The following is a 13628-nucleotide window of genomic DNA, read 5'->3' on the forward strand; positions in this document are numbered from 1 at the left end:
GGAAGGGAAGGTTTTTAATGAGTAAGTCGATGAATAATTTTTACTAATTCATGACCCACTTTTTCCATTTGTGTTTCTGTATTATTTAATCCAAAACTAAACCGTATGGAATTTTTTGTTCGCTCGACATCCCCAAACATACTAACTAATACATGTGATGGTTCAATAGAACCTGCTGTACATGCAGAACCACTTGAAGCTGCAATTCCTGCTAAATCTAGATTTACTAACATTGCTTCCACGTTAGTACCAGGAAAGCTTAAGTTTAAAACATGTGGCAATGAATTTTCAACTAATCCGTTTTGGCGATACGTAATATTATTATCTTTCAAAATGCTTAGAATCATTTCTTTGTATTTTTGATAGGTTTCCCGTTTAGCCAAACGTTCCTGTTGTGCAATCTCTACTGCCGTTTTAAAGCCTTCTACAGAAGGTACGTTTTCTGTTCCCGCTCTTCTTTTCTTTTCTTGCTCTCCCCCGAATAACTGTGGAGTGAGTTTAATACCATTTTTCACATATAAAAAACCAATTCCCTTTGGTCCGTTAATTTTGTGAGAAGAAACAGACAACATATCAATATGTTGCTTTGTCACATTGATCTCTTCTATACCATATGCCTGGACAGCATCAGTATGAAACACAGCAGAATGATCCTTTAATAAGTTACCAATTTCTTTTATCGGTTGAATGGTACCTACTTCATTATTTCCATACATAATAGTCACAAGAATGGTATCATCTCTTAACGAATCTTTCAGTTCCTGTAAATCAATCTGTCCGTATTCATCTACTGATAAATAAGTTACTTCAAAGCCTTTTTTCTCTAATTGTTCACACGCGTGAAGGACTGCGTGATGTTCAATGGAAGTCGTAATAATATGTTTCCCTTTTCTAGTTTTGCTTTCGCAAATACCAAATATAGCATAATTGTCCGCTTCTGTTCCGCCACTTGTAAAAATAATTTCATTTTCTAATGCCCCTATACTTTTGGCCATGACACTTCTTGCATTATCTAAAATGCTTCTAGCTTGTCTTCCAAATGAATGAATGCTGGAGGGGTTTCCAAACTGACTTTTCATTGTCTCATACACATTTTCTATTACTTTAGGATGCATCGGAGAAGTTGCTGCATGATCTACATAAATTTGTTCCAATTTAAACACCTACCAGTTTGTCTTGTCATTTTCAACCTATCATTAGATATAGAACATATATCCATCTGTATTATCATCTTCATTGTAATTCGCTAAATCTTCAATAGTTGTAGAATCTAACACATCTTTCACTGCATCACGTATTTTCATCCATAATGCCTTTTTAGCTGGTTCCTCATTTTCAATACCTTCTACTGGGCTTATCGGTCCTTCTAAAATACGAATAACATCCCCAGCAGTAATCTCATTAGGCTCACTTCCTAACACATAGCCTCCGTAAGCTCCTCTAATACTGCGAACATATCCTGCATTACGTAAAGGTGCTACTAATTGCTCTAAATAATGCTCAGATAAATCATTAGATTGCGCAATTGTTTTTAAGGATATTGGTCCTTCACCATGTTTCTTTGCTAGTTCCATCATAATGGTTAATCCGTATCTTCCTTTTGTTGAAATCTTCATTATTTTGCCCCCTGTTTACTATACTCTCTAATCTCTATCTGTTTCTTTCTACTTAGTTTACTTAATAAATAAATGGTAAGTTTCTCGCATTGTGGTATACTCCAACCTGCGATTTTTCCAATTAGAATGGCATAAATGATGGTCCCGAAAAATACAGGTCCTCCTAATAACCAGCCGATAAGTAAAACCATCGCTTCCATTAGCAATCGAGTTATTGCAATACTCCAGCCTAATTTCTCAGAAAGAATAATCATTAAGCTATCTCTAGGACCTGCACCCAATTTAGCAGAAATATATAATCCAATTCCGTATCCCATGATTATTAGTCCTAACAAGAACATAATTCCTTTTCCAATGATAGAAGGAGGGGTTTGCATAAAAGGTAGAAGTAAAAAAGCATCAATGAAGAGCCCTACCAAAAACATATTGAGAATTGCTCCAACTGCAGGTATTGTCTTCGCTAACAAGGAAGCCGACAATAGGACAAAAAAGCCGACAATTATCGCCCAGCTCCCGATGCTCAAACCAAATTGATAAAATAATCCGATGTTTAGAACATCCCAAGGTGCTGAACCTAAATCAGCGGTTATTACTAATACAATACCAAATGACATGATTAACAGCCCAATAATAAAGATGATTAATCTTTCTAAAGGTTTATCTACATTAACTAGAAATTTCATTTACTACTCCCGCTCACATACTTAATTATTTAATTGATTTCTCTCTATATAAGATGACATTATGCATTATAGCATAATTCTGGGTGCTTTGGTGTGAATGATTCTTTCCTTATTCTCATTATAGTATCAGGATATCCTATCTATTCAATTGGATTTAGATATTTTTAATTATATAATTTTTATTTAATACCTCTAAGCTATAAGAGCAATTTCATTACATCCTTAATAACAACATTATTTAAGCTATCTTTTTACGATAACCCTAAAAAAAACAGACAATAAGAGTGGAAGTAATCCTCTACCGTCTGTTTCTATATCACCTATTTATTATTTACTATTCAGAAGATTTAAAGTAGATAAGGTCATAATTTTGATTCCATGTAACATACTTTCTAATTTAAAATGCATATTCGGATGATGAAGACCTGGTTGCAAGTCAGTACCAAGTCCAATCATGGTGGTCTTAATATGATCACTCGCCATTGTATAAAAATGAAAATCTTCTCCCCCAGGAGTAACTGGCGGGTTGACAAGCCCTTCTCGCCCTAAAACATCCACTATACTTTGCTCTACCATTTTTTCCATCCATTTATTTGGTTTAGCAGCAGGCATTTCGGAGACCATTTCTAAGTCTACTTGAGCACCATTTGATTCTCCTGCTTGAATAACGGATTTTTCTATCTTTTTAATAAGCTCTTCCATTACCTCATTGGTTTGCGCTCTCACATCTAAGCCAAACTCTGCATAATCAGGTATAGTATTAAAATTCTTTCCTCCTGCTTGTGCAAAAGTCATTTTAGCAGATGCCGGAACTACAGGGTTTAGTGGAATTGATCTTACTGCCATATTTATTGCAGTCAAGCTATCGATTACATTAACACCTAAATGATGTCTTGCTGCATGTGCTTGAACTCCAGTAATTCTTCCTTTAAATGTAGCTGCTGCTCCATGATAGATAGCAGCCGAACTCTGACCAAAACGCATTTCTTGAATAGGACGTAAATGAAGACCTAATAGCAAATCTACATCCTCTAATAATCCTTTATTAATAAAGGATAAAGCACCTTCTCCTTTTTCTTCTGCAGGCTGAAAAAAACACTTAATCTTACCGTTAACAGGAATATTTAACTCTTTTAAACATTTTATGGTATATAAAACAATGGTCATATGTGCATCATGACCGCAAGAATGATTTGCTTTCCATGTTCCATTTACATTTTGCCAGAGTGCATCCATATCTGATCGAAGACCAATAACCGGACCAATGCCTTTTCCCCATTCTCCTATAATACCTGTCTGATCTGATAAGGTTTTATTCTTGATTGCTAGCTTATCTAATTCGTTTTTTATAAATGTAGTGGTATGGACTTCTTCCCAACTAATTTCAGCATGATGATGGAGATATTCATATGTTTTATAAATATTGTCTATTTCTCTCTTTACCCAATTATCTATACTATCTAGCATTTTCAACCCCCAGTTTTTTTAATATATAGTAATGATCATGTTGATTTGTTTTTTGGAATGCCGTAATAATATAATCATGTTGAAATAGATCTTGAAAGCAATTTCTTAAAATAAAACGCCAATTTTCTGCAAGCTTACTATCTTCTTGTTTTATTTTATGTATGTTACTAGGAACCGGAACTGCATAATAAGTTTCGCTCAAGGATAAGGGTTTAGTTAACGGTAACGGAATAGAGAATGTCTGTTTCTTTTCCTCTAAAAGTAGAAAGGGTTTTATGTTTTTATCAGCTGGAATTGGCCTATTCAATGATTGAGTTAGATCCCACTCTAATAAGAAACTTATCTGATGGTAATCCACTATTTAAGGCATCACTCATATCTCCATAATGATTCGGATAATAGCTTTTTACATATCCACCTAACTTATGTATATTTAGATAAGCATTTCTTGATTCTAATGGATCAAATGTCCAAACTATTTTTCTATAACCCTTTTGTACTGCCAATTCTTTTTGTTTGGTCTTCAAAAGGTAACCTAATCCACTATTTATATTATCCTCTCTCACTGCCATCATATGTGATACAAGGTATATTTCTGTCTGTTTATAACCTGGGAAGCCATAACAGAAACCAACTAATTGATCTATATCAAATGCGCCAATCAAAATACCACCATTATGACAGGAGGCAATAAGATAGGGATAGGGTGTGGTATTAGTATGTCCCCAAATTTGATATTGGAAATCCACTACTTTTTGAATATCAATTTCACTAGTTATTTCCCTTATCTCAAATGAACACAATCCTTTCACATTCCCTTCCTATATTTTTACGAGGTATACACCTTTTTGTTTAATAAGTGTTTTTGAATCACTTCTTCATTTAGCTCATATCCAATTCCGGATGATGTAGGAACAGAAATTTCTCCCGGAGAAGAAAGTGTTACCTCAGGAACAATAATATCTTCCTGCCAATATCTGTTGGAAGCAGAAGTGTCTCCTGCTATCGTAAAGCCTGAAAGAGATGTAATGGCAATATTATGCGCTCTTCCAATACCACCTTCTAACATTCCGCCACACCAAACAGGAATAGCATGACTTTGACATAAATTATGAATTTTTTTCGCTTCTGATAAGCCACCAACTCGACCAATTTTTATATTAATAATCTTACAGCTTCTTAACTCAATTGCTTTACGAGCATCCTCTGCAGAATGAATACTTTCATCGAGACAAATAGGTGTTTTTATCTCTTTCTGTAAAACAGAATGGTCAATTATATCATCATATGCAAGTGGCTGCTCAATCATCATTAAATTCAATGCATCAAACTTTTTAAGATGTGAAAGATCTTTTAAAGAATAAGCTGAATTGGCATCAGCCATTAGTGGAATATCATAGCCAAAAGTTTCTCTAATTTTTGTTAAAGGTTCTAAGTCATAACCTGGTTTAATCTTAATTTTTATTTTTTTATAGCCTTCTGCTAAAAATCTTTCTACCTTAGAAAGTAGCTGTTCTGTTGTTGCTTCAATCCCAATACTCACTCCTACATCAATAGTAGGTTGAGTTCCTCCCAATGCCCTAGCAAGTGGTATTCCTTTTTCCTTACTATATAAATCCCAAACAGCACCTTCTAATGCAGCTTTAGCCATATTATTTCTTCTTATTGGAGAAAAGATGGTTGATACATCATCTGGATGTTGGATTTCGTGTTTAAAAAGCATTGGTATAAGAAATTTCTCTAGCATATATGACACTGTTCCTGTTGTTTCTTCACTATAGGTTGGATCAGGTAATGCAACTGATTCACCTAACCCAACATGATTCTTACCAAACAGTTTAACAATTAGAAAATCTTTCTCTTTCAACTTACCAAAGCTTGTTTCAAAGGGGTTTACTAATGGCATTTTCACGGTGTCCACTTCTATTTTATCTATTAACACGAGTCGTTCCTCCTTTTTACACTCTTATGAACAGTTGTTATGATTTATCTTTTTTAAAACCTGCTAGTTTTTCGTATATGGCGCCTAATTTTTTCTCGTCGCCCGCTTCAGTAGGATGGTAATATTGTGTACCCTTTAATTTCTCTGGTAGATATTCTTGATCAACCCATCCACCAAAGGTTCCAATTGGATAATCATGTGGATAAATATATCCTACATGTCCTAGCTTTTTACTGCCTGCATAGTGGCCATCTCGTAAATGCATCGGAATATCTCCCACTTTTCCATTCCGTATATCAGCTATTGCAGCATCTAATGCTTTATATGCAGCATTGGATTTGGCGGATAAGCACATTTCAACTACCGCTACAGACAATGGGATGCGTGCTTCAGGAAGACCTAATCTTTCACTAGCAGTTACAGCAGCTAGTACGTTGTTGCCGACAGAGGTTTTAGCAAGTCCGATATCTTCATAGGCTATTACTAATAACCTTCTATTAACTGCAACTAAATCACCTGTTTCTAATAAATGAGCTAAATAATAGAGAGCTGCATCTACATCACTACCTCTAATACTTTTCTGTAGGCTTGATAAGAGATTATAAAAATGTGAGCCCTTTTTATCTCCATATACGCCAACTTTATCAATCATCTTGTCGATTATTTCATCTTTAATCATAAATATGCCTTCTTCCTTTACAGAAGAATAAACAATCGATTCTAATAAGGTTAGAGACTTTCTTGCATCTCCATTTGTACCATTTGCAATTTTCTTGATTTGATCACTTGAGATATCGATAGAAAGCTTGCCAAGACCTCGTTCTTCCTTTAATGCTCTGTATAGTAATTCTTCTATATCATGGTCAGATAACCTTTTCAATTGCTTAATTTGACCACATCTACTTCTAATGGCTGGATTAACATCATGATATGGATTTTCTGTGGTGGCACCAATTAAAACAATATCTCCTCTTTCTACATGTGGAAGAAGATAATCTTGCTGTGCTTTATTAAAGCGGTGAATTTCATCTAAAAAAAGAATAACCTTACCTGTCATTCTTGCTTCATCCACTACTGCTTCAACATCTTTCTTGCCACTAGTGGTTGCATTTAATGCAATAAAAGGCAAATTGGTTGTGCCTGCAATGGCAAAAGCAATCGATGTTTTTCCGATTCCTGGCTCTCCATAAAGAAGCATAGATGGAACATACCCATTTTTTATCATCTTATATAAACTACTATTTTCTCCGATAATGTCTTTTTGTCCAACTAAATCGTCTAAGTTCTTTGGTCTCATACGATATGCAAGAGGTTCTCCGTTCATGCCATTCACATCCTTTTAACTATGCCCATATTATAACGTAATACAATAAAGGAAGCATTATGTAGACACATCACGTTTTTGGAATAATAGAAAAGAAATGCTCATAAAAACAAGATAATATATGATAAGGATAAGAACAGAAAAGGATAAAGTCATTCCCTCAATGAGAGGCACTCCATCGATATACCTTGTTAGGTCCGTATTCGCAAAAAGTAGATATTTTGACCACACGAACCAGTTCGCTAAAATATTTGTTACTGTATTGCCTACAAACATTAAAAATAAAGAAACTCCAATAGCAAGTGAACTGTTTCGAAAAACAGTGGAAATCATGAATGCCATTGTTGCTAGCATAAAAATAGGAATCGATTTAAATACAAAATATTTTATAGTGAAAAATAGCATACTTACTTCTACAACACTTCCATTTTTATAGTCTAAATATGGGTAAGAATTCTCTGGCATTCCAAACAAAATAACACCAAGTAAAAAGGAATAGCCAAAAAGAACCAATAGAAAAATACTATTAAATAATAAAATGGTTATATACTTAGATAACAATATTTTAGACCTGCTAATAGGTCTAATAAGTAAAAGTTTTACTGTACCCCAACTAAATTCGTTTGCCACTATTCCACCTGCAATAATAATGGTAAATAATCCAGCCAAAATGATTAAATTTGTACTATCTGACAAAAAACTCCAAACAGAATAATTGGTATTTGTTGAAATATCATGATCTATCCTATAGTTATTCATGTCTATTTGCTTTTGTAGGTACTCTTTTTTATCTTTAGAAAGTGCTGTGTTTTCAAGTTCATCCTGAAAGGTGCTATTTTCAAGCTGTAAGCCATATATCCAATTTTCATTATCTGGTACTTGAATTCCACCTTCCTGATAAACAGAAAAAGCGGCATACAAAGAGACTATGATTAATAAGGTGACCACCATAATCCAGGTTGAACTTCTTTTCCTTATTTTCATCCATTCATTTTGAATTAACTTAATCATGTATTCTCTCCTTCCTTTAAAACTTCAAAAAATCGTTCTTCTAATGACTGTTCCTTTACCCTTACACCATATATTTTGACTTCACTTTCTACTAGTAACTTAATTAATTCTGGTACTTGTTCTTTTTCAACTGTCATTTGTAAAGTAGAATGTATAATTGATACAGGAATACTTGGATATGACTCTTCTAATATGTTTTTTCCTTTTAAAGGTTCATGAACATCAAACTCATATAATGCTGTAGTAGACTTCATTGTTAATTCGCTTACTGCCTGTACATCTACTAGTTTGCCATTTTGAATAATAGCAAATCGATCACACATCATTTCCATCTCTGATAGCAAATGACTGGATACAATGATGGCCATATTTTTTTCTTTCGCTAATTTTCTTAAATAATCGCGTATCTCTCTTATTCCAGCGGGATCTAGTCCATTAGTTGGTTCATCTAATATTAATACCTTTGGATCATGCAATAAACTTTGAGCAAGGCCAAGTCTTTGTCTCATCCCTAAAGAATATGTCTTTACCTTGTCATGAATACGATCTGTTAAGCCTACCAATTCTACTATTTCGCTTATTTTCTCTTTTTTGATACCATTCATCATTCTTGCATAATGGATGAGATTATCATAGCCTGATAAAAACTTGTACATCTCTGGATTTTCTACGATGGCACCTACATTCTTCATCGCTTCTTGATAATGTGTTTTCACACTTTTATTTAGGATGAATATGTCTCCTTCTGTTATGCTGATTAATCCAACTATCATGCGAATAGTAGTTGTTTTCCCAGCACCATTTGGACCAAGTAATCCAAATACTTCCCCTTCTTGTATTCCTAGACTTAAAGACTTAATAAGGGTGGTTCGATTAATTACTTTTGAAACATTGACTAATTGAACTATTTCCATGCTTACTCTTCGCCTCCTTCTTTTTGGTTTTTTCTATATTGTACAACACAATAAAACATATCTACCTACCTTTAACAATAAAAAGGCGATATACACAAAACAACCGTGTATATCGCCTTAAAATTCATTCTTATTTCTCGTCTTTTACTCGTTTAATGATAATATCATTTAAAAGCTCTTTTACCACATGACTAGCCATTATTAATCCAGCAACTGAAGGAACAAATGCATTAGAAGAAGGTGGCATTTTTGCCTTACGAATAGGAGCATTATCTTTTCCAACTACTTTCCTTACTTCTTCTCTAATAACAATTGGACTTTCATCCGAGAATACTACATTAACACCTTTACGAATTCCTTCTTTACGAAGTCTTGTACGAATAACCTTTGCAATGGGATCTGTATGAGTCTTGCTAATATCTGCAATTTGAAAACGGGTAGGATCCATTTTGTTCGCAGCACCCATACTAGAGATGATTGGAATATTTCTTGTTAAGCATTCTTTAATTAAATGAATTTTATATGAAATGGTATCAGAAGCATCCACCACATAGTCTAATCCATATCCAAAAATTTCTTCATATGTCTCTTCCGTATAAAACATTTTCAATGCAATGACATCACATTCTGGATTAATGTCAGCGATACGCTCTTTCATAATATCCACTTTTGGACGTCCAACAGTAGATAATAGGGCAATAACTTGTCTATTTACATTAGTGATATCCACATCATCTTTATCAATTAGAATTAATCTTCCTACACCAGAACGTGCCAATGCTTCTGCTGCGAATGATCCTACTCCGCCTATTCCTAGTACAGCAACTGTACTGTTTTTCATTGTTTCTAAGCCCTCTTTACCGATGGCTAATTCATTTCGTGAAAATTGGTGTAACATCAGGTCTTCAACTCCATCTATTTTCATTCTTGTAATTACGTTTACTTATTCCCTTATAAGAAATAATCATTCAAAAATTCCATACCTTTTGAAATATACCATAATTTAATGGACGCTACCACTGTGATTATTAAAACACATCGGTTTAATAGGGTATTTTTTAATGGAACTTGGGCTGAACTCATATAGTAATCCGTAAAGATGATAAAACATAGAATTCAATGAAGCCATAAAAACAAAGTCTTCCCTTTTGCTTATACCAAAGACTCGTAGGGGAAAATGCTAAGTCTTCTCAAACGCGCCAAGGCTCGCTTGTCTTCCACTGTATTCTACGCTATGTCTAAATACAGTATTAAATATAAAAGACCCCTAATCACAGGCAGTTCATTCGAAAACTGCCTATGATTAGGGGGGTGTCATTTATTCAAACAAGTATGTCGTTGCCTCTTTATTCATAAAATATTATTTCTTTTCTATTAGCATTATCTTATTTTCTCAGCTTAGAAAACTAATGAGGCATCATAAGTGTACTAATTATGTGTCGAACACTATTTATATTATTTTTTAATATTTAATGCTAAGTGTAAGTCTGTTAATTGATTATCACTTACTTCACTTGGAGCATTTGTTAATAAGCAACTAGCACTAGCTGTTTTCGGGAATGCGATGGTATCACGAAGGTTTGTGCTTCCTGATAACAGCATGATTAAACGATCTAATCCAATTGCAATACCGCCATGTGGTGGTGTTCCATATTCAAAAGCTTCCAGTAAGAAGCCAAACTGTTCATATGCTTCTTCTTTTGAAAAGCCAAGTAAGCTGAACATTTTCTCTTGAATGTCTTTTTCAAAGATACGTAAAGATCCTCCACCCAATTCATACCCATTAAGAACAATATCGTATGCTTGTGCCTTAACTGCTTTTGGATTGCTATCTAAAAGTTCAAGATCTTCTCTTTGTGGCATAGTAAATGGATGGTGAGCGGCATAATAACGACCTTCTTGTTCGTCATATTCAAATAATGGCCAATCTGTCACCCATAAGAAGTTAAATTTGCTTTGATCAATAAGATCTAAATCTTTTGCTATTTTTAAGCGAAGTGCTCCTAACGCATCTGCTACAACACTCTTTTTATCAGCAACAAATAGAAGTAAGTCTCCTGCTTCAATAGCTAATGCTTGTTCAAAACCTTTTTGCTCTTCGTCTGTTATAAACTTAGAAATTGGGCCTTTTAATCCTTCTTCATCCACTTTTAACCATGCAAGACCTTTAGCACCGTAAACTTTTACAAAGTCTGTTAATGCATCAATATCTTTACGAGAATATTTTTCGCTAGCTTGCTTTACGTTAATAGCCTTTACTTGTCCACCAGTCTCAATAGCAGAAGCAAAAACCTTGAAGCTTGAATCCTTCACAATCTCAGATAGGTCAACTAGTTCTAGTTCAAAACGAGTATCTGGTTTATCTGATCCGTATCTTGCCATAGCTTCATCGTAAGGCATTCTTTGGAAAGGAAGTGTAACTTCTACTCCTTTTGTTTGTTTCATGATGGTAGCCATCATAGATTCCATCATGCTCATGATATCTTCTTGGCTCATAAAGCTAGTTTCTATATCAAGCTGTGTGAATTCTGGTTGACGGTCTGCACGTAAGTCTTCATCACGGAAACAACGGGCGATTTGATAATAACGTTCTACTCCACCTACCATTAATAACTGTTTGAAGATTTGTGGAGATTGTGGAAGTGCATAAAACTCTCCTGGATGAACACGACTTGGTACTAAATAGTCACGTGCACCCTCAGGCGTACTCTTTGTTAAAATAGGAGTTTCTATATCTAAGAATCCTTCGCCATCTAGAAAATCTCTCATTACTTTTGTCACTTGATGACGTAATTTTAATGTTTCAAAAATAACTGGTCTTCTCACATCTAAATAACGATATTTTAAACGAATGTCATCTGCTACTTCTGTTTTATTATCAATAACAAAAGGTGGAGTTTTTGCTTCATTAATAATCTTTATTTCAGAAACAATAATTTCGATTTTACCTGTATTAATATTTTCATTAACTGTTCCTTCTTGTCTTGCTACTACTTGTCCTTTAATGTCTAGTACAAACTCATTACGAACCTTTTCCGCAATAATAAGTGCTTCTTGATTAATTTCTGGATTAAACACTACTTGTACAATTCCAGTACGGTCACGCAAATCGATGAATATCAGTCCACCTAAATCTCTACGCTTCTGAACCCATCCTTTTAGGACTACTGTTTCACCAATTGCTTTCTCTGTTACTTCTCCACAAAAATATGTTCTTCCAAACATGATTGATCCTCCCTTTATCTTTTATCCATTTACCATCTATTTTTAGAAAGCACTAAAATCACTAAGAGCTTCTACTAATTTGGTGATATCAATTTCTTTTTGTTCGCCTGACTCAAGATTTTTTACATTAATTTTATTATTTTTCAGCTCATCTTCTCCTAGAATGGCAACATATTTTGCATTTAGGCGATCTGCCGCTTTAAATTGTGCTTTTACTTTACGGTCCAAATAATCTCTTTCACAGGAGAAGCCTGCTTGTCTTAATTGATAAAGTAAACCAACTGTATAATCCTTCGCTTCTTCCCCAAGAGATACTAGATAACAATCTACTTTCTTCTCGATTGGTAATTCAATGTTTTCTGCTTGAAGAGCTGAAAGTAATCTTTCAAGACTCATGGCAAATCCAATTCCAGGTGCCTCTGGTCCACCAAGCTCTTCTGTTAATCCATTGTATCTTCCACCACCACATAGTGTAGTGATTGCGCCAAACCCTTCTGCTTCACTCATAATTTCAAAAGCAGTATGGTTATAGTAGTCTAATCCACGAACTAAATTAGAATCAACCACATATGGAATATCAAGAGCGGATAAATACTTTTGTACTTTTTCAAAATAGCTTTTAGACTCTTCATTTAAATAATCTAAAATAGACGGAGCTGTTTTCATTAATGGGTGCTCACGGTCTTTTTTGCAGTCCAGTATTCTCATTGGATTTTTTTCTAATCTTGTTTGACAATCCTGACAAAATTCTCCAATACTTGGTTCGAAATGTTTAATTAACGCTTCTCTATGCGCTTGTCTGCTTTCTTTATCACCAAGACTATTGATGACAACTTTTAATTTAGATAATCCCATTGTTTTATAAACAGAATAAGAAAGTGCTATTACTTCTGCATCAATGGCAGGATCTTTACTTCCGATTGCTTCTACTCCAAATTGCACAAACTGTCTAAAACGTCCTGCTTGCGGTCTTTCATAACGGAACATTTGCCCCATGTAAAAAAGCTTGATAGGTTGAGCTGCAAGTCCATGCATTTTGTTCTCAACGAAAGAACGAACAACAGCGGCAGTTCCTTCTGGTCTTAAAGTTAAGCTTCTTTTTCCTCTATCTTCAAATGTATACATTTCTTTTGTAACGATATCTGTTGTATCTCCAACACTTCGAAGAAATAATTCAGTATGCTCGAAAATCGGTGTACGGATTTCACTATATTGATAGCGAGCACAAATTTCTTGGATTTTTTGTTCTATATACTGCCATTTCTCTACCGTTCCTGGTAGGATATCCTGAGTTCCTCTTGGTATATTAATTTGCATATATGTATCCTCCTGTTACTAGAAAATTGGGCATAAAAAAATCTCGTCCCTTGTATGCAAGAAGCATACAAGGGACGAGATTTATCCCGTGGTACCACCCTAATTGAAGAATAATAATTATTCTTCCTC

13 protein-coding genes and 1 other annotated feature (1 of these 14 cut by a window edge) are annotated in these 13628 nt (G+C 34.5%); all 13 genes read right to left on the reverse strand.

Features of this window, described 5'->3' with window-relative positions; all coding sequences use genetic code 11:
* Positions 1-14: 14 nt before the first annotated feature.
* On the reverse strand, positions 15-1154 hold the full coding sequence (locus F9279_RS15560) for a cysteine desulfurase family protein (RefSeq protein WP_152114659.1): 1140 nt from the start codon (positions 1152-1154) through the stop codon (positions 15-17).
* Between the two features lie 42 nt (positions 1155-1196).
* Complete coding sequence (gene cymR, locus F9279_RS15565; protein ID WP_152114661.1) at positions 1197-1616, reverse strand: cysteine metabolism transcriptional regulator CymR; 420 nt, start codon at positions 1614-1616, stop codon at positions 1197-1199.
* Positions 1616-2299: a YczE/YyaS/YitT family protein gene (locus F9279_RS15570; RefSeq protein ID WP_152114663.1), complete on the reverse strand. Its 684-nt coding sequence runs from the start codon at positions 2297-2299 to the stop codon at positions 1616-1618. The genes cymR and F9279_RS15570 overlap by 1 nt, the downstream gene beginning before the upstream one ends.
* 327 nt (positions 2300-2626) lie before the next feature.
* The gene (locus tag F9279_RS15575) at positions 2627-3766 is read right to left on the reverse strand and encodes a M20 peptidase aminoacylase family protein (RefSeq protein WP_152114665.1); all 1140 of its coding nucleotides are present in this window, start codon (positions 3764-3766) and stop codon (positions 2627-2629) included.
* Positions 3756-4073 (reverse strand): hypothetical protein, encoded by a 318-nt coding sequence (locus F9279_RS15580; RefSeq protein ID WP_152114667.1) that lies wholly within the window; start codon positions 4071-4073, stop codon positions 3756-3758. Before F9279_RS15580 ends, F9279_RS15575 begins: the two co-directional genes overlap by 11 nt.
* Complete coding sequence (locus tag F9279_RS15585; protein WP_152114669.1) at positions 4066-4578, reverse strand: GNAT family N-acetyltransferase; 513 nt, start codon at positions 4576-4578, stop codon at positions 4066-4068. Before F9279_RS15585 ends, F9279_RS15580 begins: the two co-directional genes overlap by 8 nt.
* 17 nt (positions 4579-4595) lie before the next feature.
* The gene (gene menC / locus F9279_RS15590) at positions 4596-5708 is read right to left on the reverse strand and encodes an o-succinylbenzoate synthase (protein WP_152114671.1); all 1113 of its coding nucleotides are present in this window, start codon (positions 5706-5708) and stop codon (positions 4596-4598) included.
* A 37-nt stretch (positions 5709-5745) separates the two neighbouring features.
* Entirely contained in the window at positions 5746-7032 is a 1287-nt protein-coding gene (locus F9279_RS15595) for a replication-associated recombination protein A (protein ID WP_152114673.1), read from the reverse strand.
* A 57-nt stretch (positions 7033-7089) separates the two neighbouring features.
* Positions 7090-8043, reverse strand: coding sequence for an ABC transporter permease (locus F9279_RS15600; protein WP_152114675.1), 954 nt, complete (start codon positions 8041-8043; stop codon positions 7090-7092).
* Positions 8040-8957 (reverse strand): ABC transporter ATP-binding protein, encoded by a 918-nt coding sequence (locus F9279_RS15605; protein WP_152114677.1) that lies wholly within the window; start codon positions 8955-8957, stop codon positions 8040-8042. Before F9279_RS15605 ends, F9279_RS15600 begins: the two co-directional genes overlap by 4 nt.
* A 130-nt stretch (positions 8958-9087) precedes the next feature.
* Positions 9088-9855, reverse strand: coding sequence for a ThiF family adenylyltransferase (locus F9279_RS15610; RefSeq protein ID WP_152114679.1), 768 nt, complete (start codon positions 9853-9855; stop codon positions 9088-9090).
* A 557-nt stretch (positions 9856-10412) separates the two neighbouring features.
* The gene (gene aspS / locus F9279_RS15615; protein ID WP_152114681.1) at positions 10413-12182 is read right to left on the reverse strand and encodes an aspartate--tRNA ligase; all 1770 of its coding nucleotides are present in this window, start codon (positions 12180-12182) and stop codon (positions 10413-10415) included.
* A 42-nt stretch (positions 12183-12224) separates the two neighbouring features.
* The gene (hisS, locus tag F9279_RS15620) at positions 12225-13499 is read right to left on the reverse strand and encodes a histidine--tRNA ligase (RefSeq protein WP_152114683.1); all 1275 of its coding nucleotides are present in this window, start codon (positions 13497-13499) and stop codon (positions 12225-12227) included.
* A gap of 67 nt (positions 13500-13566) precedes the next feature.
* Positions 13567-13628: a binding site (T-box leader), on the reverse strand (it continues 167 nt past the right edge of the window).

Origin of the sequence: Bacillus sp. B1-b2, from assembly GCF_009183415.1 — a bacterium.
In the GTDB taxonomy this organism is placed as follows: domain Bacteria; phylum Bacillota; class Bacilli; order Bacillales; family Cytobacillaceae; genus Niallia.

Bases quoted from the DNA above. Each gene is read 5' to 3' on its own strand.
- hisS (WP_152114683.1), bottom strand. From the start codon at position 13,499: ATGCAAATTAATATACCAAGAGGAACTCAGGATATCCTACCAGGAACG.
- cymR (WP_152114661.1), bottom strand. From the start codon at position 1,616: ATGAAGATTTCAACAAAAGGAAGATACGGATTAACCATTATGATGGAA.
- F9279_RS15575 (WP_152114665.1), bottom strand. From the start codon at position 3,766: ATGCTAGATAGTATAGATAATTGGGTAAAGAGAGAAATAGACAATATT.
- F9279_RS15600 (WP_152114675.1), bottom strand. From the start codon at position 8,043: ATGATTAAGTTAATTCAAAATGAATGGATGAAAATAAGGAAAAGAAGT.
- F9279_RS15605 (WP_152114677.1), bottom strand. From the start codon at position 8,957: ATGGAAATAGTTCAATTAGTCAATGTTTCAAAAGTAATTAATCGAACC.
- aspS (WP_152114681.1), bottom strand. From the start codon at position 12,182: ATGTTTGGAAGAACATATTTTTGTGGAGAAGTAACAGAGAAAGCAATT.
- F9279_RS15610 (WP_152114679.1), bottom strand. From the start codon at position 9,855: ATGTTACACCAATTTTCACGAAATGAATTAGCCATCGGTAAAGAGGGC.
- F9279_RS15570 (WP_152114663.1), bottom strand. From the start codon at position 2,299: ATGAAATTTCTAGTTAATGTAGATAAACCTTTAGAAAGATTAATCATC.
- F9279_RS15595 (WP_152114673.1), bottom strand. From the start codon at position 7,032: ATGAACGGAGAACCTCTTGCATATCGTATGAGACCAAAGAACTTAGAC.